General features: G+C 74.6%; 15 protein-coding genes. 9 read left to right on the top strand and 6 right to left on the bottom strand.

Annotation, left to right across the window (positions count from 1 at the left end; all coding sequences use genetic code 11):
• Window positions 1–3: 3 nt before the first annotated feature.
• Genes ligA through CLV37_RS20945 form a run of 3 tightly spaced genes read right to left on the bottom strand, consistent with a single transcriptional unit; the run spans window position 4 to window position 3,702 of the window.
• Window positions 4–2,124 carry an NAD-dependent DNA ligase LigA gene (gene ligA, locus CLV37_RS20955; RefSeq protein ID WP_106214096.1) on the bottom strand — a complete coding sequence of 707 codons (2,121 nt, stop codon included), beginning with the start codon at window positions 2,122–2,124 and terminating at the stop codon, window positions 4–6.
• A 32-nt stretch (window positions 2,125–2,156) separates the two neighbouring features.
• Entirely contained in the window at window positions 2,157–2,711 is a 555-nt protein-coding gene (locus CLV37_RS20950; RefSeq protein WP_106214094.1) for a GNAT family N-acetyltransferase, read from the bottom strand.
• Entirely contained in the window at window positions 2,704–3,702 is a 999-nt protein-coding gene (locus CLV37_RS20945) for a uroporphyrinogen decarboxylase/cobalamine-independent methonine synthase family protein (RefSeq protein ID WP_170127406.1), read from the bottom strand. Before CLV37_RS20945 ends, CLV37_RS20950 begins: the two co-directional genes overlap by 8 nt.
• Before the next feature lie 131 nt (window positions 3,703–3,833).
• Here CLV37_RS20945 and CLV37_RS20940 point away from each other — a divergent pair, with 131 nt between their 5' ends.
• The 3 genes from CLV37_RS20940 to CLV37_RS20930 all read left to right on the top strand — a co-directional run bounded on the left by CLV37_RS20940 (window position 3,834) and on the right by CLV37_RS20930 (window position 8,837).
• Window positions 3,834–5,525 (top strand): alpha/beta hydrolase, encoded by a 1,692-nt coding sequence (locus CLV37_RS20940; protein WP_106214090.1) that lies wholly within the window; start codon window positions 3,834–3,836, stop codon window positions 5,523–5,525.
• A gap of 14 nt (window positions 5,526–5,539) precedes the next feature.
• The gene (locus CLV37_RS20935) at window positions 5,540–6,823 is read left to right on the top strand and encodes a DUF445 domain-containing protein (protein ID WP_106214088.1); all 1,284 of its coding nucleotides are present in this window, start codon (window positions 5,540–5,542) and stop codon (window positions 6,821–6,823) included.
• Between the two features lie 70 nt (window positions 6,824–6,893).
• Window positions 6,894–8,837, top strand: a complete 1,944-nt coding sequence (locus CLV37_RS20930; RefSeq protein WP_245885518.1) for a putative bifunctional diguanylate cyclase/phosphodiesterase — start codon at window positions 6,894–6,896, stop codon at window positions 8,835–8,837.
• Here CLV37_RS20930 and mnmA read toward each other — a convergent pair.
• Window positions 8,726–9,862: a tRNA 2-thiouridine(34) synthase MnmA gene (mnmA, locus tag CLV37_RS20925; protein ID WP_106214086.1), complete on the bottom strand. Its 1,137-nt coding sequence runs from the start codon at window positions 9,860–9,862 to the stop codon at window positions 8,726–8,728. The two genes, CLV37_RS20930 and mnmA, sit on opposite strands and share 112 nt — an antisense overlap.
• The gene (locus CLV37_RS20920; RefSeq protein ID WP_106214084.1) at window positions 9,862–11,082 is read right to left on the bottom strand and encodes a cysteine desulfurase family protein; all 1,221 of its coding nucleotides are present in this window, start codon (window positions 11,080–11,082) and stop codon (window positions 9,862–9,864) included. Before CLV37_RS20920 ends, mnmA begins: the two co-directional genes overlap by 1 nt.
• Before the next feature lie 79 nt (window positions 11,083–11,161).
• Between CLV37_RS20920 and glgX the strand changes: the two genes are divergently transcribed.
• The 3 genes from glgX to CLV37_RS20905 are packed head-to-tail and all read left to right on the top strand — an operon-like array spanning window position 11,162 to window position 15,263.
• Complete coding sequence (gene glgX, locus CLV37_RS20915) at window positions 11,162–13,270, top strand: glycogen debranching protein GlgX (RefSeq protein ID WP_245885517.1); 2,109 nt, start codon at window positions 11,162–11,164, stop codon at window positions 13,268–13,270.
• Window positions 13,271–13,277: 7 nt separating this feature from the next.
• Complete coding sequence (locus CLV37_RS20910) at window positions 13,278–13,970, top strand: alpha/beta fold hydrolase (protein WP_106214080.1); 693 nt, start codon at window positions 13,278–13,280, stop codon at window positions 13,968–13,970.
• Window positions 13,971–13,979: 9 nt separating this feature from the next.
• Complete coding sequence (locus CLV37_RS20905; RefSeq protein WP_106214078.1) at window positions 13,980–15,263, top strand: Kelch repeat-containing protein; 1,284 nt, start codon at window positions 13,980–13,982, stop codon at window positions 15,261–15,263.
• Window positions 15,264–15,377: 114 nt separating this feature from the next.
• On the opposite strand, the gene glgP is transcribed toward CLV37_RS20905, so the two are convergent.
• Window positions 15,378–17,942, bottom strand: a complete 2,565-nt coding sequence (gene glgP, locus CLV37_RS20900) for an alpha-glucan family phosphorylase (protein WP_170127405.1) — start codon at window positions 17,940–17,942, stop codon at window positions 15,378–15,380.
• A gap of 131 nt (window positions 17,943–18,073) precedes the next feature.
• Between glgP and CLV37_RS20895 the strand changes: the two genes are divergently transcribed.
• From CLV37_RS20895 to glgB, 3 genes are read left to right on the top strand one after another with little or no spacing between them, the layout of a single operon-like run.
• Window positions 18,074–20,116, top strand: coding sequence for an alpha-1,4-glucan--maltose-1-phosphate maltosyltransferase (locus CLV37_RS20895; RefSeq protein ID WP_245885516.1), 2,043 nt, complete (start codon window positions 18,074–18,076; stop codon window positions 20,114–20,116).
• A gap of 18 nt (window positions 20,117–20,134) precedes the next feature.
• Window positions 20,135–21,511 carry a maltokinase N-terminal cap-like domain-containing protein gene (locus CLV37_RS20890; protein ID WP_106214074.1) on the top strand — a complete coding sequence of 459 codons (1,377 nt, stop codon included), beginning with the start codon at window positions 20,135–20,137 and terminating at the stop codon, window positions 21,509–21,511.
• A gap of 37 nt (window positions 21,512–21,548) precedes the next feature.
• Window positions 21,549–23,735 carry a 1,4-alpha-glucan branching protein GlgB gene (gene glgB / locus CLV37_RS20885; RefSeq protein WP_106214072.1) on the top strand — a complete coding sequence of 729 codons (2,187 nt, stop codon included), beginning with the start codon at window positions 21,549–21,551 and terminating at the stop codon, window positions 23,733–23,735.
• Window positions 23,736–23,762 lie beyond the last annotated feature (27 nt).

Raw genomic sequence — 23,762 nt, 5'->3', positions numbered from 1 at the left:
CCCTCACTCCCCGGCGGGTTCCTCCGCTCCCTCGGTTTCCTCCGGCGCGGGCACCGCGTCCGGACCGCCCTCGATCAGCGCCGTGAACCCGGCCTCGTCCAGGATCCGCACCCCGAGCTGCTCGGCCTTGTCGGCCTTGGACCCGGCGGCCTCCCCCACGACGACGAAGTCGGTCTTCTTCGACACCGCGCTGGACGCCTTCCCGCCGCGGGACAGGATCGCCTCCTTGGCCTCGTCCCGGGAGTAGTTCGCGAGCGACCCCGTGACGACGATCGTGAGGCCCTCCAGGGTGCGGGCCACGGACTCGTCGCGCTCGTCGGCCATCCGCACCCCGGCCTCGCGCCACTTGCGGACGACCTCGCGGTGCCAGTCGACGGCCAGCCACTCCACGACGGCCTCGGCGATGGTGGGGCCGACGCCTTCGGCCGCGGCGATCTGCTCGGCGGTGGCGGCCTCGATCGCCTCCAGCGAGGCGAACGTGTCGGCCAGCGCGCGGGCCGCGGTCGGTCCGACGTGCCGGATCGAGAGCCCCACGAGGACCCGCCACAGCGGCTGGGTCTTGGCGGTGTCGAGGTTCTTCAGGAGCTTGCGGCCGTTGGCCGAGACGGTCCCGGCCTTGGTGAGGAACAGCGGGACCCGGGCGAGGTCCTCCTCGGACAGCGCGAACACGTCGCCCTCGTCCTCGATGACCCCGGCCTCCAGCAGGGCCGTCGCGGCCTTGTCCCCCAGCGCCTCGATGTCGAACGACCCGCGACCGGCGAGGTGGAAGACGCGTTCGCGCAACTGGGCCGGGCAGCTGCGGGAGTTCGGGCAGCGGATGTCGACGTCGTCGGCCTTCTGCCGGGCCAGCGTCGTGCCGCACTCGGGGCACTCGGTGGGCATGACGAACTCGCGCTCGTCGCCCGTGCGCGACTCCACGACGGGCCCGAGGACCTCGGGGATGACGTCACCGGCCTTGCGGACCACGACGGTGTCACCGATGAGGACGCCCTTGCGCTTGACCTCGTCGGCGTTGTGCAGGGTCGCCATGCTGACCGTGGACCCGGCGACCAGGACGGGTTCGAGCACGGCGAACGGGGTGACGCGGCCGGTGCGGCCGACGTTGACCTGGATGTCGCGCAGGAGGGTCGTGACCTCCTCGGGCGGGTACTTGTACGCGATGGCCCAGCGCGGGGCCCGCGACGTCGTGCCCAGCCTGCGCTGCAACGGGACCTGGTCGACCTTCACGACGACGCCGTCGATCTCGTGCTCGACGTCGTGGCGGTGCTCGCCGTAGTACCGGACGTAGTCGGCCACCTCGGGCAGGGTGTCGACCACCTTCACCCGCGGTGACGTCGGCAGCCCCCACGCGGCGAGCTTGTCGTAGGCCCCGGACTGCGAGTCGTTCTCCATGCCGCGCCGGGCCCCGACGCCGTGCACCAGCATCCGCAGCGGGCGGGTGGCCGTCACGCGCGGGTCCTTCTGCCGCAGCGACCCCGCGGCGGCGTTGCGGGGGTTGGCGAACGGCGGTTTGCCGGCCTCGACGAGCCCGGCGTTGATCCCCGCGAAACCGTCGAGGTGGAAGAACACCTCCCCGCGCACCTCGAGGAACTCGGGGACGTCCTCGCCGGTGAGCTCGTGGGGGATGTCGGTGATGGTGCGGACGTTGTACGTCACGTCCTCCCCCGTGCGGCCGTCGCCGCGCGTCACCCCGCGCACGAGGCGGCCGTTCTCGTACACCAGGTCGATCGCGAGGCCGTCGATCTTCGGCTCGCACAGGTACCGGGCGCCCTGTCCGACCTCCTTCTCGACCCGCGCCGCCCACTGGGACAGCTCGTCGAGGGAGAACGCGTTGTCGAGGCTGAGCATCCGCTCGGGGTGGTCGACCGCGGCGAACTCCGTCGAGAAGGTGCCGCCGACGGTCTGGGTGGGCGAGTCGGGCGTGCGCAGCTGCGGGTGCTCCTCCTCCAGAGCCCGCAGCTCCTTCTCCAGCTCGTCGTACTGCCCGTCGCTCAGCGGCGAGGAGTCGCGCACGTAGTAGGCGAACCGCGCGGCCTCGATGCGGGCCACGAGGTCCTCCCAGCGGTGCCGGGCCGGGGCTGGGATCTCGCTGGGGCTCACGCCGTCTTCGCTCACGTCCCACATCCTGCCGTGCGCCTCCGACACGTGCCCGCAGGTCAGGCGCCGGGCCGGGAGGAGGTGGGGCGGCGCAGCACGACGAACTCCAGGTCGTCGCGCAGCGGCCGGCCGAACCGCTCGTCGCCGTAGGGGAACGGACGGCGGTCGCCGGTGCGGGCGAAACCCAGCCGCTCGTACCAGGCGATGAGGTCCGCGCGCTGGGCGATGACCGTCATCTCCAGGTACGGCGCCCCCCAGCGGCGCACGGCCTCGGCGTCGGCGTGCGTGAGCAGCCGCCGCCCGATGCCGCCGCCCTGCGCGGCCGGGTCGACGGCGAACGTGCCGAAGTAGGCCGCCTCCCCCACCCGGCGCAGTTCGCAGCAGCCCAGGAGCTCGGCCCCGTGAGCGCCGTCGCGCTCGGCGAGCAGCAGCACCGCGTCGGCGCCCTCGACGACGGCCGAGATCCCCTCGGCGTCGGTCCGCTGCCCCTCCAGCAGGTCGGCCTCCGTCGTCCAGCCCGCGCGGCTGGCGTCCCCGCGGTAGGCGGACTCCACGAGGGTGACGACGGCGGGCACGTCGGCGGCGTGCGCCGCCCGGAACGTCAGGTCAGTCACCGGAAGCCTCCTCCAGGGCGGCGGCCGCCTCGCGCAGCCGGGTCAGCAGTCCCCGCACCGCGGCGGGGTCGGTGTCGGCCAGTCCCGACACCGGGGTCAGCACGACGTCGGCGAGCGCCGTGGCGGGCAGCCCGACGCGCCGCCAGGGCAGGCGGACGGCGTCGACGAGCGCGGCCACGGACGGCGGAGCGCCGCGCACCGGCAGGACCCCGGCCCACAGCCGTTGGCCGTCCTCGACGCCGGCGGCGACCGACTCCCACCCGGCGGGGCCGAGGTCGCGCACGTCCAGGGCGATCCCGGCGGCCCCGGCCTCCCGCACGAGCGCCCAGGGCGCCTCGGCGGGGCTCAGCCGCACGACGGGCTCGGCCCCGGCGGAGCGGACCGCGGCCAGCACGTCGCGCAGGCCGTCGCGGACCTCGGCGCGGTCGACGGCGCGCAGGGTCCCGTAGCCGGACTGGGTGGGCAGGCGGCCGGCCAGGACGGCCGCGATCGAGGGTTCCTCGACGTGGACGACGACCTGCGCCCCCGGCACGAGGCGGCGCACGTCGGCGACGTGCCGGGTCAGGCCCTCGGCGAGGGAGGCGACGACGTCGCGGCGGGCGCCGGGGTCGGAGACGCTGCGCTCGCCGCGGTTCAGCTCGACGGCGGCCAGCAGGGACCAGGGCCCGACGACGGCGAGGGCCAGCGGACCGCTCCAGCCGTCGGCGGCCTCGGCGAGCTCGTCGAGGTCGGCGCGCAGGAACGCGTCGGCGCGGGCGGCGTCGCGGCCGGGGGCGTCGACGAAGCGCCAGCCGGCGGGCTGGCGGTCGACGGGCAGGTCCACGAGCAGGGACGCGGTGCGGCCCAGCGGGTCGGCGCCGGGGCCGCGGGCGGGCAGCTGGGCCAGGTGCGGGACGTGGGGCGGGTCGCCGAGCTCGCCGAAGACGGTGCGGGCGGCTTCGCGGGGGTCCTCGCCGGGCATCGACCCGACGGCGGCGGCAGTTCCTGGCACGCCCGTGACGGTACCGGGGCACGGGTCCTCCGAAGGGAGGACCCGGACCGCACCCCTGGTCAGACGCCGCCACCCGGGCGGGTGCGACTGGATGGTCCTTCCACAGCAGACTCCTGGGAGGGGCAGTCCCCATGCACCACCGCCGTCCAGCCGTCGCCGGTGTCGCGGGCGTCCTCGCGCTGAGCGGGTCGCTCCTGCTCGCCGCCCCACCGGCCTCGGCGGCCCCCACCGGTGACGCCGCCCGCCCGGACCGGCTCGCGCAGGCGCAGCGCGACTTCGAGCGGCGCACGCCGGAGCGCTTCCGCGACCAGCGGCTCGCGTGGTCGCCGTGCACCACCGCCCAGCTCGGCGTGCTGGCCGGCCTGACCTCCGGGCTGCAGTGCGCGCAGGTCGCCGTGCCGCGGGACTGGGACGCCCCGCAGGCCGGTGACCCGTTGCAGGTCACGATCAGCCGCGAACCGCGCACCGGCCCCCGCCCGGCGCGCACGATCGTCACCAACCCCGGGGGTCCGGGCGGGGCGGGGTTGTCCCTGGCCGTGCTCGGCTCGCAGGTGCCCGCCCTGGCCGGCACCGAGGTGATCGGCCTGGACGTGCGCGGGACGGGCGCCAGCTCGACGCTGTCCTGCGGCGCGGGCGCCACCGACCCGCTGCCCGACGTGCGCGACCGCTCCCCCGAGGCCCTGGCCCGCACGGCGGACACGATCGCGTCGGTGGCGCGGGGCTGTGCGGGCGACCCGCTCGCCCCCGTCGTCAACACCCGCCAGACCGTCTTCGACGTCGACGTGGTCCGCGACGCGCTGGACCGCGAGACGATCGACTGGGTCGGGTACTCGGGCGGGACCTGGCTGGGCACGCAGTACGCGACGCACCTGCCGGCCCGGGTCGGGCGCTTCGTCCTGGACTCCACCGTCGACGCGACCGCCGGCTACCAGGAGGTGTTCTCCTACCAGCCGATGGCGTTCCAGCGCCGCTTCGACGCCGACTTCACGCCGTGGGCCGCGACCGGGAACGCGACGTACGGGCTGGGCTCGACCCCGCAGGAGGTCACGGCGACGTACGAGCGGCTGCGTGCCGAACTGGTCGCCCGGCCGCTGCCGCTGCTCACCGCGGACCTCGACGGCAACGGGCTGGACACCCTCGTGGTGCAGGCCATGTACGGCAAGGCGCAGTTCCCCACGCTCGCGCAGACCCTCGGCGGGCTGCAGACCGTGCTGGCCCTGCGCGGCCCGGCCGACCTGCCGGTCCCCGCGACGCTGCAGCGGCTCCTCGTCGAGCTCGTCGAACGGCTCACCGGTCCGCCCGGGGCGGGCCGGACCACGGCCGCGACCTTCGCGGCGACCACCTGCAACGACAGCCCGTGGACGACCGACCAGGCGTTCTGGGACGCCTACGGGACCGAGCAGGGTGCGAGGTACCCGCTCGTGGGCTACAGCAAGAGCGCCCAGGTCTGCGCCGCGTGGGACCGCGCCCCCGTCGACCTGCCCACGGTCGACGGCCACGACCTGCCGCCGCTGCTCATCGTGCAGTCGCGCCACGACCCGGCGACGGCCTACGAGGGCGCCGTGAAGACCCACGCGGCGCTGGGGTCGTCGGTGCTGGTCACGGTCGAGGACGAGGGCGACCACGGCCTGTACGGGCTCGGCGGCAACGCGTGCGTGGACGACGTGGTCGGGGACTTCCTGACGACGGGGGCCGTCCCCGACGGGGACGTCACCTGCGAGGGGGTCGGCCTGCCGCCCGTCGGCGGGGCCGGGCAGGAGGGCCCGCTGGCGACGGTCCTGCGCTCCGCGTGGACGCAGGTGGTGGCCCCGGCCGGGGTGTGAGCGAGGATGACCCGGTGAGCAGCACCCCCCGACCGCCCGCCGTCACCGCCCCGACGGTCGGGGGGGTCTCCGACGACGAGCGGCGCCGGGGCCTGCGCCGCATGCGGCTGCTGGCCACCGGGCTGCTGGCCCTGGCCGCGGTGGTCTACGCGCTGACGATCGGGCGCGACGGCGGGTGGGGTTTCGTGAACTCCGCGGCCGAGGCAGCGATGGTCGGCGCGGTGGCCGACTGGTTCGCCGTCACCGCGATCTTCCGGCACCCGTTGCGGCTGCCCATCCCGCACACCGCGCTCATCCCCCGCCGCAAGGACGCGCTCGGCAAGAGCCTCGAGCAGTTCGTGGCCGAGAACTTCCTCGCCGAGGACGTCGTGCGGGACAAGGTGGTGCGCGCCGGCATCCCGCGCCGGGTGGGGTCCTGGCTCGTGGAGCGGGGCGGCTCCCAGCGCGTCGTGGAGGAGGCCGCGACGATCCTGACCGGCGCCCTGGGGATCCTGCGCGACGAGGAGGTCACCCAGGTCATCGACCAGGTCCTCGTCCGCCGGCTCGGGGCGCAGTCGTGGAGCCCCACCGCGGGACGGCTGCTGGAGGAGGTCGTCCGTGACGGCACCCACCACCCCGTGGTCGACCTCACGCTCATCGAGGTCCAGACGTGGCTGCGCCGCAACGAGGACCTCGTGCGGCGCATGGTCACCGACCGGGCGCCGCTGTGGGCGCCGGACTGGCTCAACGACCGCCTGGGCAGGCGCGTCTACACCGAGGCCCAGACGTGGGTGGACGACGTCGTCGCCGACCGCGGGCACGCCGGCCGCAAGGCCATCGACGACCTGCTGGCCCGCTACGCCGACGCCCTGCAGCACGACCCCGAGACCCGCGCCAAGGCCGACGAGTTCCAGCACCGGCTGCTGAGCTCGCCGGGCCTGGCCGACACCGTCGCCGGTCTGTGGTCCAGCGTGCGGGGTTTCCTCCTGGACGCGCTGCAGGACCCCGCCTCCTCGCTGCGGGTGCGCAGCGAGGAGGCCCTGGTCGACGTCGGGCACCGGCTCGTGGCCGACGAGGCGTTCGCGCTGCGGGTCGAGGGGCACCTGACCGACGCGGCGGGGCACGTCGTGCGCCGCTTCGCCCCGGAGCTGGCGACCGTCATCTCCGACACCGTCGCGCGCTGGGACGGGCAGGACGCGGCGCAGCGCATCGAGCTGCACGTCGGGCGCGACCTGCAGTTCATCCGGATCAACGGGACGGTCGTCGGCGGGCTCGTGGGGTTGCTGATCCACACCGTCACCGTCCTCGTCGGCGGCTGAGCCGCACCCCGTGCTGCGCCGGGCGGGTGAGCGGGGTCCGGTACGGGCGCGCGGGTGCCGAAGCACCACCGTGAGCTCCGTCCGCGCCGCCGTGCGCCGCCGCTGCGCGACCGTCCTGTCGCTCCTGCCCACCGGCCGGATGCTGCCGGACGAGGTGTGGCACCGCCGGCACGTCGCGATCGTCCGCGTCGCGGCGCTGCAGGCCGTGGGCCTGGTCATCTTCGGCGCGTTCGCCGACCACGGGGCGCTCAGGTGCCTGGCCGGCGGGGCCCTGGTCGCCGCCCCGCTGGCCCTGGCGTGGCCGCGGACCTACTCGCGCAAGGTGCGTTCGGCCGGGGCCTCGATGAGCCTGTTCCTGGCCTCGACGGTCCTCGTCGACTTCTGGCACGGCCAGACCGAGGCGCACTTCCACTTCTTCGTGATGATCGGCCTCGTCGCCCTCTACCAGGACTGGGTGCCCTTCGGGATCGGCCTGAGCATCGTCGTGGTCCACCACGGGCTCCTGGGCACCCTGGCGCCGAAGTACGTCTTCAGCCACCACGCCGCCATGGCCCACCCGTGGCGGTGGATGCTCGTGCACGCCGCGTTCGTGCTGGCCGCGAGCGTCACGCACCTGGCCTCCTGGCGGCTCAACGAGCAGCAGGGACTGCGCGACCCGCTGACGGGACTGGCGAACCGGACGCTCCTGAAGGAGTTCCTGGCGCGGGTGCTCTCGCGCCGCGAGGAGGTCGCGGTCCTGTTCGTCGATCTCGACGACTTCAAGAACGTCAACGACTCGCGCGGTCACGCCGCCGGTGACCAGCTCCTGCTGGCGGTCGCGCAGCGGCTGCGCTCCAGCGTGCGCGGCGGTGACCTCGTCGCCCGGCTCGGCGGGGACGAGTTCGCCGTCGTCGTCCACGGCGGCGAGGCCCCCGCGCGGCGCGTCGGGGAACGGTTCCTGGCGGCCCTGAGCCTGCCCGTCGACGTCGAGGGCCAGCCGGTCCACGTCCACGCCAGCCTCGGCACCGCCGACACCACGACGATGTGCGGCCGCCTCAGCGAGCTCGAGGGCGCCGACGAGCTCCTGCGCAACGCCGACCTGGCGATGTACTGGGCCAAGGCCGGCGGCAAGAACCGGCTCGTGGCGTACGCCGAAGGCATGTCCAAGGAGGCCCAGGACAAGGCCTCGCTGCGCGACGACCTCGCGGACGCGCTGGCCCGGGGGCAGTTCGAGGTCTTCTACCAGGCCACGATCGACTTCCGGAAGCACGAGACCGACTCCCGCGCCAAGAGCTACGAGGCGCTGCTGCGCTGGCGCCACCCCGAGCGGGGCATGGTCTCCCCGCTGGAGTTCGTGCCGCTGGCCGAGGCCAGCGGCGAGATCCTCGCGATCGGGGCCTGGGTGCTGCGCACCGCCACGGCGCAGGCGGCCACGTGGACGGCCGAGCGCGGCCACCCGGTCGGGGTCGCGGTGAACCTGTCGGCCGTCCAGCTCGGCACCGACGAGATCCTCACCGTCGTCAAGGACGCGTTGCGCGACAGCGGTCTGCGCCCGCACCAGCTGACGCTGGAGGTCACCGAGAGCGTCCTGGTCGGCGACCTGGAAGCCGTCTCGGCCCGCCTGGCGCAGCTGCGCGCCACCGGCGTCCTGGTCGCCATCGACGACTTCGGCACGGGGTACTCGAGCCTGTCGTACCTGCGCCGGCTGCCCGTCGACACGGTCAAGATCGACCGGTCGTTCATCAGCGACCTCGCCCTCGGCGGGTCGGCGACGACGCTGGTCTCGACCATCATCGAACTCGCCCGCAGCCTCGGCCTGGACGTCGTCGCCGAGGGCGTGGAGACCGAGCAGCAGGCCCAGGTGCTGCGCGACCTCAGCTGCACCTACGCGCAGGGGTTCCTGTACGCCCGGCCGCAGCCGGCTCAGGAGGTCTCGACGGAGGTCCCCGCGCTCGTCCCGGCGCTGGTCCCCGCACCGGCCGCGGAGGTCGTCCCCGCGATGGTCGCCGAGCCCAGCACCCGCGTCCCGCTGTAGACCGCGACCGTCTGGCCGGGGGCGACCCCGGTCAGCGGCGTGCGCAGCTGCACGTGCAGCTCGGGGCCGCGCAGCTCGGCCACGGCCGGCACGGGGTCGCCGTGGGCGCGGACCTGGACGTGGACCTCGACGGGGCCCTGCGGCGCGGGGCAGTTCCACACCGGGTCCACCGCGCGCAGCGCGGCCACCGCGAGCCGCTCGGCCGGGCCGACCGTGACCGTGCGGCGCACGGGCTCGATGCTCAGCACGTACCGGGGCCGGCCGTCGGGCGCGGGCCGGGAGATCCCCAGGCCCTTGCGCTGGCCGACGGTGAAGCCGTAGGTGCCGGAGTGGGTCCCGAGCACCTGCCCGTCCTCGTCCACGACCTCGCCGGGGACCTCACCGAGCTTGTCGGCCAGGAACCCGCGGGTGTCGCCGTCGGGGATGAAGCAGATGTCGTGGCTGTCGGGCTTGTGCGCCACGGGCAGCCCGCGGCGCTCGGCCTCCGCGCGGACCTGCGCCTTCGTCGGCGCGTCCCCGAGGGGGAACATCGCGTGGGCGACCTGGTCGGCGTCCAGGACGGCCAGCACGTACGACTGGTCCTTGGCCGCGTCGGCGGCCCGGTGCAGCTCGGCGGTGCCGTCGGAGCCGGTGAGCACCCGGGCGTAGTGGCCGGTGGCGACCGCGTCGAACCCCAGGGCGATCCCCTTGTCCAGCAGCGCCGCGAACTTGATGCGCTCGTTGCAGCGCACGCACGGGTTCGGGGTGCGGCCGGCGGCGTACTCGGCGACGAAGTCCTCCACGACGTCCTCGACGAAGTCGTCGGACAGGTCCCAGACGTAGAACGGGATGCCCAGCAGGTCCGCCGCGCGGCGCGCGTCCAGGGAGTCCTCGATGGTGCAGCAGCCCCGCGACCCCGTCCGCAGGGTCCCGGGGTTGCGGTTCAGGGCCATGTGGACGCCGACGACCTCGTGGCCGGCGTCGACGGCGCGCGCGGCGGCGACCGCGGAGTCGACCCCTCCGCTCATGGCGGCCAGGACACGCATCAGGACACTCCTCCGGCGAGGGATCGGGGACGGCGGCGGGACCGGTCGGTCCGGGAGCTGCGGGCGCGGCGCGCGCGCTCGACGGCCGGGCCGATGGCCGCCAGCGCGGCGTCGACGTCGGCGTCGGTGGAGTTCCAGCCGAGGGAGAACCGCAGCGCCCCCGCGGCCTCCTCGGCGTCCAGCCCCATCGCGAGCAGGACGTGGCTGGGCTGGGGCACCCCGGCCTGGCAGGCCGAGCCCGTCGAGCACTCCACGCCGGCGGCGTCCAGCAGGTACGTCAGGGAGTCGCCCTCGCAGCCGGCGAACGTGACGTGCGCGTTGCCGGGCAGCCTGCCCGCGCCCGGACGGGCCCCGCGCACGACGGCCCCGGGGACCTGCGTGAGGCCGGCCAGCAGGCGGTCGCGCAGCCCCGCGAGCCGGCGGGCCTCGGTGGGCAGGTCGGCCACGGCCGCCGTCAGGGCCGCGGCGCTCGCGGCGGCCCCGGCCGCGTCGAGCGTGCCCGAGCGAACCCCGAGCTCCTGACCCCCGCCGTGCTGCAGCGGGACGAGGGACGTCCCCCGCTTCACGAGGAGGGCCCCGGTGCCCACGGGACCGCCGAACTTGTGCGCCGACAGGGACAGCAGGTCCGCCCCCGAGGCGGCGAAGTCGACGGGCAGGTGCCCGACGGCCTGCACGGCGTCGGTGTGCAGCGGGACCCCGGCGGCGTGGGCCAGCTCGGCCGCCCGGGCGACGGGCTGCACCGTCCCGACCTCGTTGTTGGCCCACATGAGCGAGACGAGGGCGACGTCGTCGCCCACCAGCGCCGCCTCCAGGGCGGCCAGGTCGAGCAGGCCGGTGCCGTCGACGGGCAGCCACGTGACCTCGACACCCTCGCGGGCCTGCAGGTGCTCGACGCAGTCCAGGACGGCGTGGTGCTCGGTGGCGGCCAGCAGGACCCGCCGGCGCACCGGGTCGGCGTCGCGCCGCGCGCGGAGGAGCCCCGTCAGGGCCAGGTTGTCGCTCTCGGTGCCGCCGGAGGTCCACACGACCTCCCCCGCGCGCGCCCCCAGCGCCGCGGCCAGCGCCTCCCGGCTCTCCTCGACGACCACGCGGGCGCGGCGGCCGGCCGAGTGCAGCGACGACGGGTTGCCCGCCCCGCGCGCCGCCTGCGCGACCAGGGCGTCGAGCGCCTCGGGCCGCAGGGCGGTCGTCGAGGCGTGGTCCAGGTAGGCCGCCGTCACACCCCCGAGTCTAAGGAGCTGGCAGACTGCGGCGGTGCCCGTCCCGACGCCCGCCCCCACCCGGAGCCACCCCCTGGGGGTGACGCCACGTGACGCCGAGCACGGCGGCGGGGCCGACGTCGCCGTCCTGGCCGTGCACGCCGACGCCGTCGAGGTGTGCGTCTTCGCCGCCGACGGCGGCGAGACCCGCACGAGGCTGCCGGACGTGGAGCTCGGCGTCTGGCACGGGCACGTGCCCGACCTGGTCGCCGGGTCCCGCTACGGCCTGCGCGTCCACGGCCGCTGGGACCCCGAGCGCGGGCTGCGGCACAACCCGGCCAAGCTGCTGCTGGACCCGTACGCGCGCGGCGTCGAGGGCGAGGTGGCCCTGGTGCCGGAGATCTTCGGGCACACCGTGGACGCGGGCTTCGAGGGTGACCTCGCCGTCGCCGACGACCGCGACAGCGCCCCCTTCGTCCCCCGCGGGGTCGTGCTGGGCGACCTGCCCGCCGGCCTGCGGGTGCGCCCCGACGAGCGCCCGCACGTGCCGTGGGCCGACACGGTCGTCTACGAGGCCCACGTGCGCGGGCTGACGCAGCAGTTCCCCGAGGTGCCCGCGGACGAACGCGGCACCTACGCGGCGCTGGCCCACCCCGCCGTCCTGGACCACCTGCGCTCCCTCGGGGTCACGACGCTCGAACTGCTGCCGATCCACGCCAGCACGTCCGAGATCGCCCTGCGCCGGCGGGGGCTGTCGAACTACTGGGGGTACAACACCCTGGGCTTCAACGCCCCGCACGCCGGGTACGCGACGGCCGCCGCGCGCGCCGCCGGGCCCGAGGCGGTGCGGACCGAGTTCCGGCGCGCGGTGCAGGCCCTGCACGCCGCGGGCGTCGAGGTCCTGCTCGACGTCGTCTACAACCACACGTGCGAGGAGGGCCCCGACGGCCCGCACCTGTCGCTGCGCGGCCTGGACGACGCCACCTACTACCTGCGCGACGCCGGCGGGCGGCCCTTCGACGTCACCGGCTGCGGGAACTCCCTCGACTTCGCCGAGCACCGCGTCGTGCAGTTCGCGCTGGACTCGCTGCGGTACTGGGTCGGCGAGTACGGCGTCGACGGTTTCCGCTTCGACCTCATGACGACCCTGGCCCGGGGCCGCGACGGGTTCACCCCGGACCACCCGTTCCTCGTGGCGCTCGCCGCCGACCCCGTCCTGGCCGGCACCAAGCTCGTCGCCGAGCCCTGGGACGTGGGGCCGTTCGGCTGGCGGACCGGGCAGTTCCCGCAACCCCTGCACGAGTGGAACGACCGGTACCGCGACGGGGTCCGCCGGTTCTGGCTGACCGACGCGCGCGAGATCGCCTTCGGCCACTCCGCACCCGTCGCCGCCGGCCGGGGGCTGCGCGAGTTCGCGACGCGGTTCGCGGGTTCGGCCGACACCTTCGACGTCCAGCGCGGCCGGCTGACCAGCGTCAACTTCGTGACCGCCCACGACGGTTTCTGCCTGGCCGACCTCGTCGCGTTCGACCGCAAGCACAACGAGGCCAACGGCGAGGGCAACCGCGACGGCTCCGACGGCGACACGAGCTGGAACCACGGCGTCGAGGGCGACACGTCCGACGCCACCGTCCTGGAACTGCGCCGGCGCAGCATCCGGAACCTGTTCGCGACGCTCGTGCTGTCCTCGGGCGTCCCGATGATCACCGCGGGCGACGAGTTCGGCCGCAGCCAGGGCGGTAACAACAACGCCTACTGCCAGGACAACGAGGTCAGCTGGCTGGACTGGAAGCTCGAGGACTGGCAGACCGAGCTCCTCGACGACGTCCGCGAGCTGCTGGCCCTGCGGCGGCGCTACCCCGTGCTGCGCGAGGCCGGGGTGCGGCGCGGGTCGCCCGTGCGCGAGCAGCGCCAGGACCTGCTGTGGTACTCCGAGGACGGCGGGCAGATGACCGTGGAGCAGTGGCACGAACCGGACCGCAGGATCCTGCAGGTCCTCGTCGACGGGCGCGACCGCGGCCAGGAGTCCGTGCTCGTCGTCGTCAACGGCGGCCCCCGCCAGCTCGACGTCACGCTGCCGGCCGTGGAGGGGCTGCCCACGTTCCACCCGCGGTGGGCCTCGACCCCGGACCGCCGGCGCCGGGTGGCCCCGGCGGGCACGTCGCTGCGGGTCGCCCCGTGGTCGGTGCGGGTGCTGGCCTCCTCCTGAGCCGTCCGTGACTCCCCTGGTCCTCGTCCCCGGGGTCGGGTGCGGCACCTCGCAGTTCCGGCGACTGCTGCCCGGGCTGGGCGGTCTCGACGTGCACCCGGTGGAACTGCCCGGCCACCGCGGCGCACCGCCGCTGCCGGAGGCGTCGCTGGAGGCCGTCGCCGCACGGGTCGGCGAGCAGGTGCCGGCGGGTTCGGTGCTCGCCGGCCACAGCACCGGCGGGGTGGTGGGGCTCCTGGTCGCCGTGCGGCACCCCGGCCTGCTGTCCGGCCTGGTGCTGCTGGACGCCAACCTCCCGGTGACCGCGGACGCCCTGGCGCGCAAGACGTCCCGGGCCGCGGCGGTGCTCGGCCCGAGGTGGCGCCGCGTCCTGGAGGAGTCGATGCGGACCTCGTGGGGCCCGCGGGAGCCGCAGCTGCGCGAGGAGGTCGTGGCGGGGATCCTCGCCACCCCCGAGGCGGCGCTGCGCCCGCTGTGGCACGACGTGCTGGCCCTGGACCCGGTGCCGCTGCTGCGGGAGCTGAGCGTGCCCACCGCGTACGTGCGCTCGAGCCGCGACGTGGACCTCGACGCCCTGCGGGCGCTGAACCCCCTGGTCCACGGGGTCGACCTGCGCGGCCTGCAGCCGGGTCACTGGCCGCACCTGACCGAGCCGGCCGCCGTCCTCGACGCCCTGCGCGGGTTCCTGGCGCAGCCGTAGCCTGCGAGGGTGACGAGGACGACACGGCGGACCCTGCTGGCCGCTGCGCTGGGCGGGCCGCTGCTCGCCGGCTGCCGGGACTCCGCCCCCCGCGCGTCTCCCACCCCCGCACGGCACGGCTGGACGCAGCTGCCCGCGGCCCCCCTCGCCCCGCCGGGGCTGCGGGCCGGGCTGGCCGCCGTCTGGACGGGCGAGGAGGTCCTGGTGTGGGGCGGTTCCTCCCCCCGGGCCGACGGGTGCGCCGTCGCCGTGTGCGCCGACGGGGCGTCGTGGCGCCCCGTCGGGGGTCGGGACCGGGCCGCCGGGTCCTGGACCGCGCTGCCTCCCGCCCCGCTGCAGGCGCGCAGCGGGGCCCGGCTGCACTGGACCGGTTCCGAGGCCGTGCTGGTCGGTGGCCTGGACCCGTGGGCCCGCTGCGAGTCCCGGCCGGCGGGCCGGCTCGACGTCGCCGCGTTCTCCCCCGCCACGCGGTCCTGGCGGGCGCTGCCGCCGTTGCCGTGGCCGGAGGGGACCGTCGTCGACGCGAGCGCGTGGACGCCCCGCGGGCTGCTGGTGTGGTCGGTCAGCGCGGGGGCGTGGTCGCTGCCGGCGGGCGGGGCCTCCTGGGCAGAGCTGCCGGACCCGCCGGTGGCCCGCGGCGACGCCTCGGCCTACGCCGGGGTGCAGGACGTCTGGACCGGGACGGAGTGGGTGCTGCTGGGGGGTGCGTACACGCCCGACCCCGTCCCCCTGGGCCTGGCCCTGGACCCGGCCACGTCCTCCTGGCGCGTGCTGGACCGGGGGCCGGTCCGCACCCCGGACGTGGCGGTGGCGTGGACCGGGACCGAACTCCTGGCCTTCGACGCCACCGCCGGGCTCAGCCGCCTCGCCCCGGCGACCGGCCGGTGGACCGGGGCCGCGCGAGGACCCCTGGACGGGCTCGGAGGCCCGCTCGGCGGCCCGGCGCTGGGCTGGACCGGGACGGAACTGCTCGTCTGGGGCGGTTCGCGCAACGCCCGCGACGGGTCGAGGTGCTTCGACGGCGTCGGGGTGGAGGAGTCGGAGCTCGCGTACGGCGGCGCGTGCAACCCGGCGACGGGGCCGCTGGCCGCGGCCTACGACCCCGCCCGGGACACGTGGCGTCCGCTGGCCGACGGACCGTGGCAGCGGCGCACGGGCAGCTGCGCGGTGTGGACCGGGACGGGCCTGTTCCTCGGCGGCGGGGTCGACCTGGAGGAGCAGCGGGCCGGTGGCGGCCCGCCCTTCGCCGACCACGCCGACCAGGCGTTCGCGGTGCTCGACCCGTCCGCGTGACGGCCGGCGGCGGCGCCGCCGTGGCCCCGACCCGCGCGTTCCCACCCGCCCGCACGACGCGGGCGGGAACGCGGGACTCGACGCGGCCCCCGCCGGTCCGGCCGCAGACGAGGGTCAGGCGTTGACCACCAGCCCCAGTTCGGCCGCGGTCGCCAGGCCCGCGTGCCGCGGGAGGATCCGCACGGTGTACCCGAACGGCCCGGTCTGACGCAGGGAGAACTCCCCCTCGAACCGGTGCCGGCCGTCGCCGAACGACTCGGCGGGTTCGAGGCGCACCGTGCCCGACGGCCGCAGCTCGTCGGACTCGCTGACGCGGCCGTGGACGACCTGCACCTCGACGTCGTCGACGGACAGGTCCCCGAGGGACACGAAACCCCGCACGTGCACGACGTCGCCGACCTGGGCGGAGTCGCCGACGCCTGAGGACTCGACGTGGTCGACGCGCACCGCGGGCCAGGCGCTGCGCACGCCGGCCTTCCAGCGGGCGAGGTCCCTGGCCCCCGCGGCCGTGGACGCCACGGCGGCACGGCCGGCCTTGGCGGCGGGGACGTACAACTGCTCGACGTAGTCGGTCACCATCCGGCTGGCGAGGACCTTCGGGCCCAGCGAGGCCAGGGTGTGCCGCACCATCTCCAGCCAGCGCGCGGGCAGCCCCCGCTCGTCGCGGTCGTAGAACCGCGCCGCGACGGAGTTCTCGACGAGGTCGTACAGCGCGGCGGCCTCGAGGTCGTCGCGGTGGTCGGGGTCGTCGACGCCGTCGGCGGTCGGGATGGCCCAGCCGTTCCCGCCGTCGTACCACTCGTCCCACCAGCCGTCGAGGATCGACAGGTTCAGCCCGCCGTTGAGCGCGGCCTTCATGCCCGAGGTCCCGCACGCCTCGAACGGCCGCAGCGGGTTGTTGAGCCACACGTCGCAGCCCGGGTACAGCGACAGCGCCATGGTGATGTCGTAGTTCGGCAGGAACACGATGCGGTGCCGCACCTCGGGGTCGTCGGCGAACCGGACCATCTGCTGGATGAGCCGCTTGCCCGTCTCGTCCGCGGGGTGGGACTTGCCGGCGATGACGAGCTGGACGGGGCGCTGGGGGTGCAGCAGCAACGACTTCAGCCGCTCGGGGTCGCGCAGCATGAGCGTCAGGCGCTTGTACGTCGGGACGCGCCGGGCGAAGCCGATGGTCAGGACGTCGGGGTCGAGGACCTCCTTGGTCCAGGCCAGTTCCGCCTCCGAGGCCCCGCGCTGCAGCCAGGACAGCTTCAGGCGGCGGCGGGCGTCGTCGACGAGCCGGCCGCGCAGGACCCGGCGCGTGCGCCAGATCTCCTCGTCCGGCACCTGGCCGACCTTCTCGAACCCCAGCCCGTCGCGCGGCAGTTCGGGCCCGATGTACTGCTTGCCCATCGAGATCACCTCGGGGGCGACCCAGGTGGGGGCGTGCACGCCGTTGGTGATGGAGCTGATCGGCACCTCGGGGGCGTCGAAACCGGGCCACAACCCGTCGAACATGCCGCGGCTGACGGCGCCGTGCAGCTGGGACACGCCGTTGGCGCGCTGGGCGAGGCGCAACCCCATGACGGCCATGTTGAAGACGTTCGGGTCCCCACCGGGGTAGTCCTCGGCACCGAGGGCGAGGATGCGCTCGACGGGCACGCCCGGCAGCGGGTTGTCACCGCCGAAGTAGAGGCCGATCTGGTCGCGGCCGAACCGGTCGATGCCGGCCGGGACGGGGGTGTGGGTCGTGAACACCGTCGCGGCGCGCACCGCCTCGAGGGCCTCGTCGAACGTCAGCCCGCGCTCGACCTGCTCGCGGATGCGCTCGACGGACAGGAAACCCGCGTGCCCCTCGTTGGTGTGGTACACCTCCGGTTCCGGCGCGCCGGTCAGCCGGGACCAGGTGCGCAGCGCGCGGACCCCGCCGATGCCGCACAGCAGTTCCTGCTGCAGCCGGTGCTCCCCGCCGCCGCCGTACAACCGGTCGGTGACCCCGCGGGCGGCCTCGTCGTTCTCCTCGACGTCGGAGTCCAGCAGCAGCAACGGCACCCGGCCGACCTGTGCCTTCCAGACCTGCGCGTGCAGGCGCCGCCCGCCGGGCAGGTCGACGGACACCTTCGCGGGGCTGCCGTCGGGCTCGCGCAGCAGCGCCAGCGGCAGGCCGTCGGGGTCCAGCACGGGGTACGTCTCCTGCTGCCAGCCGTCGCGCGACAGCGACTGCTTGAAGTAGCCCGTCGCGTAGAACAGGCCGACGCCGACGACGGGCACGGCCAGGTCGCTGGCGGACTTCAGGTGGTCCCCGGCCAGGATCCCCAGGCCCCCGGAGTACTGGGGCAGGGCACCGGTGATGCCGAACTCCATCGAGAAGTAGGCCACCGCGGCGGGGGCGTCGGCCCCCAGACCGGCGTACCAGCCGGGACGCGACAGGTACGCCTGCAGGTCGGCGGCCGTGGTGCGCACCCGCTCGACGAACCGCGCGTCCGCCGCGAGCGCGTCGAGGCGCTCGGTGCTCAGCGCCCCCAGCAGCGCCCCCGGTTCGCGGTGCACGGCCACCCAGGCCACGGGATCCATCGACTCGAACAGGTCCCGCGTGGGCTTGTGCCACGACCAGCGCAGGTTGCTCGCCAGCTCCCCCAGCGGCGCCAGCGGCGCGGGGAGCACGGTCCGGACGGTGAAGCGCCTGATAGCTCTCACGGCGCCGACCATAGACCGGTGATCACCGCCGCGCGACGCTTTCGGCCGCAGCCGGGCGATCGGCCCCCCGCAGCCCCACCCCCCGGACGCTCCCGCGCGACGAGCGGCCCCCTGCTCGGTAGGTTCGCCCCGTGACGATCGACCGAGACCTCACCGACGACACGCTGACCGTGAGCCGCAGCACTCCGAGCACCCCGGTGGTCGGGCGCATCCCCGTGCTCGACGTCCAACCCGTCGTCGACGGCGGGCGCTGGCCGTCGCAGGCGGTCCCGGGTGAACTGATCCCCGTGCGGGCCGTCGTCTTCCGCGAGGGCCACGACGCCGTCGCCGCCACGGCGGTCCTGGTGCGCCCCGACGGCACCGACGGGCCCAGCGCCCGGATGGACCAGGAGAACGCCGGCCTGAGCACCTGGACCGCGACGCTGTCCCCCGACACCGAGGGGCTGTGGGGGCTGCGCGTCGAGGGCTGGTCGGACCCCTACGGCACTTGGGACCACGACGCCACGATCAAGGTCGAGGCCGGGGTGGACGTCGCGCTCATGCTCGAGGAGGGCGCCCGGCTGCTCGAGCGCGCCGCCACCGTCGCGGGGCGCACCGCCGAGGACGCGGCGGTGCTGCACGAGGCCGCCACCGCCCTGCGCGACACCTCCCGCGGTGACCACGAACGGCTCGACGCCGGCCGCAGCGACGCCGTGCGGGCCGTCCTGGACCGGTTGCCGGTGCGGGAGATGGTCAGCCCGTCGGCGACGTACCCCGTGCGCGTCGAGCGCACGCTCGCGGCGTTCAGCGCCTGGTACGAGTTCTTCCCCCGCTCGGAGGGCGCGTACTGGGACGAGGAGGCGCAGCACTGGGTCTCGGGCACCTTCCGCACCGCCGCCGAGCGGCTCCCGGCGATCAAGGAGATGGGTTTCGACATCGCCTACCTGACGCCGATCCACCCCATCGGCCGGATCAACCGCAAGGGCCCGAACAACACCCTGACGGCCGGGCCCCTGGACCCGGGCTCGCCGTACGCGATCGGTGCCGCCGAGGGCGGGCACGACGCCCTGCACCCCGACCTCGGCACGTTCGAGGACTTCGACTTCTTTGTCGGACGGGCCAGGGAGCTCGGCCTCGAGGTCGCCATGGACATCGCGCTGCAGTGCGCGCCGGACCACCCGTGGGTCACCGAGCACCCCGAGTGGTTCACCACGCGCGCCGACGGCTCCATCGCCTACGCCGAGAACCCCCCGAAGAAGTACCAGGACATCTACCCGCTGAACTTCGACAACGACCCGGCCGGGATCTACGCCGAGGTCAAGCGGATGGTCCTGCTGTGGGTCGAGCACGGCGTGACGCTGTTCCGCGTCGACAACCCGCACACCAAACCCGTCGAGTTCTGGGAGTGGCTCATCGCGGAGGTCAACGCCGAGCACCCCGAGGTCGTCTGGCTGGCCGAGGCGTTCACGAAACCCGCGATGATGCACACGCTGGCCAAGGTCGGCTTCCAGCAGTCGTACTCCTACTTCGCGTGGCGCAACCAGGCGTGGGAGCTGCGCGAGTACCTGCAGCAGCTCACGACCGAGTCGGCGCACTACATGATCCCGAACTTCTGGCCGACGACGCACGACATCCTGACGCCCACCATGCAGTACGGCGGGCCGCCGGTGTTCAAGCTGCGCGCCGTGCTCGCGGCCCTGCTCTCGCCGTCGTGGGGCGTCTACACCGGCTACGAGCTCGTCGAGCACGCCGCCCGGCCCGGCGCCGAGGAGCAGCTCGACAACGAGAAGTACCAGTACCGTCCCCGGGACTTCGCCAAGGCCGAGCGCGAGGGCTGGTCCCTGGCCCCGTACCTGGGCAGGCTGAACTGGATCCGCAACCACCACCCCGCTCTGCAGCAGCTGCGGGGCACCACGTTCCACGCCACCGACGACGAGAACGTCCTCGCGTTCACGCGCCGTCGCGTCGAGCTCGACGGCACCGAGGACCTCGTGGTCGTCGTCGTCAACCTCGACCCGCACGCGGCGCGCGAGACGACGGTGCACCTCGACATGGCGGCCCTGGGCCGGCAGTGGTGGGAGACGTTCACGGTCGTCGACGAGATCACCGGCGCGCGGTACGAGTGGGGCGAGAACAACTACGTCCGCCTCGACCCGTACGTCGAGCCCGCCCACGTCTTCCGCGTCGAGGCCTGAGCCGTGGGAGTTCCCGTCGTGACGTCCAAGGCCTCCGACGAGGCCGTCGCCGAGCTCCTGCGCGAGTGGGCCCCCCGGCAGCGGTGGTTCGCCCACAAGGGCGTCCTCGCCCACGTCCAGCGCATCGAGCGCACCCCGCTCGACGAGGGCGGGGTGGCGCAGCTGGTTGCCCTGACCGTCCGTTCCGGCGAGGGGCACGACGCCGCGCACACCGTCTACTCCGTGCCGATCTCGGTGCGCCCGGCCCCGGACCCGGACCTGGCGCACGCCCTGGTCGGGGAACTGCCCGACGTCGACGGGGCCCCGGCGTGGATCTACGACGGTCCGCACGACCCGACGTGGACGCGGGCCCTGCTGACCCTGGTGGCCGCCGAGGAGGGGGCGGGGTCGACGACGTTCGGCGTCCACGGCCACAGCGCCGAGGGCGGCCTGCCCGTCCCCGCGGGGCTGCGGACCAAGGTCCTGTCCGGCGAGCAGTCGAACACCTCGATCGTGGTCTCGGCCGACGAGGGCGAGACACCGCTCATCGCCAAGGTGTTCCGGGTGCTGTCCGCGGGCGACAACCCCGACGTCGTCGTGCAGACCGCGCTGGCCGACGCCGGCTGCGGCCGGGTCCCCCGTCCCTCGGGGTGGGTGGACGGGCAGTGGACCGGCACCGACGGGTCGCTCGCCGTGGGCCACTTCGCGCACGTCACCGAGTTCCTCGCCGGTTCGCAGGACGCCTGGCGGGTCGCGACGGCCGCCGTCGAGCAGGGTCGGGACTTCAGCGCGCAGGCGCGGGAACTGGGCCGGGCCACGGCCGAGGTCCACGCCGTCCTCGCCGCCGAGCTGCCCACCGAACCGGCCACGCCCGAGCGGCTGGCGGCGCTGGCCGACGGACTGCTGGAGCGCGTGGCGTGGGCGTGCACGGCCGTCCCGGCGCTGCACGACGTGGCCGCCGCCGCCCGCGCCCGCGTCGACGCCGTCCGGCACGTCACGCACGCCCCTGCGCTGCAACGGGTCCACGGCGACTACCACCTCGGGCAGGTGCTGCACTCGGCCGCCCGCGGCTGGGTGCTGCTGGACTTCGAGGGCGAGCCGCTGCGGCCGCTGGCCGAGCGCAGCCTGCCGGACCTCGCGCTGCGCGACGTCGCGGGGATGCTGCGCTCCTTCGACTACGCGGCCTCCACGGTCCCCGAGCCGGGGACCTGGGGCGCGCGGTGCCGGGAGGCCTTCCTCGACGGGTACAGCGCCGTCGCGGGATCCGACCCCCGCACCGGCGACCAGGCGGTGCTGCTGGCGGCGCTCGAACTGGACAAGGCCCTGTACGAGGTGGTCTACGAAGCGCGCAACCGGCCCGACTGGCTGCGCATCCCGCTGGACGCCGTCCACCGGTTGCTGTCCGACCCGTCCTGAGAGGCGGGTCCCCGACGATCACGGGAGACTCACACGCATGACCGGTCAAGCCATCGTCCCCCGCCCTGTCGACGCCGACGACCTGGCCCGGGCCGCCGCCGGCGCGCACTGGTCCCCGCACTCGGTCCTCGGCGCGCACGCGCACGACGGCGGTGTCACCTACCGCGTCCTGAAGCCGTTCGCCTCCGCGGTCACGGTCCTCACCGAGGACGGCTCGCGCGTCGGGCTCGTCCACGAGTACGACGGGGTGTGGGTCGGGGTCCGCCCGGACAGCGCCGTCGGCGACTACCGGGTCGAGGTCACCTACCCCGACGCCGAACCCCTCGTGGTGGACGACCCCTACCGCTTCCTGCCCACCGTGGGTGAGGTCGACCTGCACCTCATCGGCGAAGGCCGGCACGAGGAGCTGTGGAACGTCCTCGGCTCGCACGTCAAGCGCTGGAAGGGCCCGCTGGGCCCGGTCGAGGGCACCTCGTTCGCCGTGTGGGCGCCCAACGCCCGCGCGGTGCGCGTCGTCGGCGACCACAACCACTGGAACGGGCGCGGCGAGGGCATGCGCTCGCTCGGCTCGTCCGGCGTGTGGGAGGTCTTCCTGCCCGGGGTGGGGCTCGGTTCGCGCTACAAGTACGAGATCCTCGGCGCCGACGGGCACTGGCGGCAGAAGGCCGACCCGATGGCCCAGTACAGCGAGGTCCCGCCCGCGACGGCCTCGGTCGTCACCGAGAGCAGCTACGAGTGGAACGACGCCGACTGGCTCGAGCAGCGGGCGGCGAAGGTCGCCCAGGACGGGCCGGTCTCCATCTACGAGGTGCACCTGGGGTCCTGGAAGCAGGGTCTGAGCTACACCGAGCTCGCGACCGAGCTCGTCGACTACGTGAAGGCCACGGGGTTCACGCACGTCGAGTTCCTGCCCGTCATGGAGCACCCCTTCGGCGGGTCGTGGGGCTACCAGGTGACGGGGTACTTCGCCCCGACGTCGCGGTTCGGCTCCCCCGACGAGCTGCGCTTCCTCATCGACTCCCTGCACCGGGCCGGCATCGGCGTCATCATCGACTGGGTCCCCGGCCACTTCCCCAAGGACGAGTTCGCCCTGGCCCGCTTCGACGGGACCGCGCTGTACGAGCACCCGGACCCGCGCCTGGGCGAGCACATGGACTGGGGCACCTACATCCCCAACTTCGGCCGCAGCGAGGTCCGCAACTTCCTCGTCGCCTCCGGGCTGTACTGGCTGGAGGAGTTCCACGCCGACGGCCTGCGGGTCGACGCCGTGGCCTCGATGCTGTACCTGGACTACTCCCGCAACGAGGGTGAGTGGGTCCCGAACCGCTACGGCGGCCGGGAGAACCTCGAGGCGATCTCGTTCCTGCAGGAGGCCAACGCCACGGCCTACAAGCGCACCCCCGGCATCATGATGATCGCCGAGGAGTCCACCGCGTACCCGGGCGTCACCGCGCCCACGAGCGGCGGCGGGCTCGGCTTCGGGCTGAAGTGGAACATGGGCTGGATGCACGACTCGCTGCGGTACATCAGCGAGGACCCCGTGAACCGGCAGTGGCACCACGGCGAGCTGACGTTCAGCCTGGTGTACGCGTTCAGCGAGAACTTCACGCTGCCGATCTCGCACGACGAGGTCGTGCACGGCAAGGGGTCGCTGCTGCGCAAGATGCCCGGCGACCGCTGGCAGCAGCTCGCCAACGTCCGCGCCTACCTGGCCTACATGTGGTCCCACCCCGGCAAGCAGCTGCTGTTCATGGGGGCCGAGCTCGGGCAGGAGTCGGAGTGGTCCGAGGCCCGGTCGCTGGACTGGTGGCTGCTGGACACGCCGTGGCACAAGGGGCTGCACCACCTGGTCTCGCAGCTGAACGCCGTCTACAAGGACCGTCCAGAGCTGTGGTCCGACGACTTCCGGTCCGAGGGCTTCCAGTGGATCGACGGCGGCGACAACCTGCGCAATGTCCTCTCCTACGTCCGCTGGAGCACTGACCGCAAGCCGCTCGTGGCGGTCTGCAACTTCTCCGGGTCGGCGTACGAGGACTTCCGGGTCGGGCTGCCGCAGCCGGGGGCCTGGCGAGAGGTCCTCAACACCGACGCCGAGGAGTTCGCCGGCTCCGGGGTCGTCAACACCGGGACGCTCGAGGCCGAGCAGATGGCCTGGAACGGCCAGGAGTTCTCCACCGCGCTGCGGGTGCCGCCGCTGGGTGTCACCTGGCTCGTCCCGGCCTGATCCGTCTGTCCCCCCGCCCGCCCCGAG

Source organism: Kineococcus rhizosphaerae (genome assembly GCF_003002055.1).
GTDB lineage: Bacteria > Actinomycetota > Actinomycetes > Actinomycetales > Kineococcaceae > Kineococcus > Kineococcus rhizosphaerae.
The sequence above is the reverse complement of the archived record's forward strand: the minus strand, read 5'-3'. Positions and strand labels throughout refer to the sequence as shown.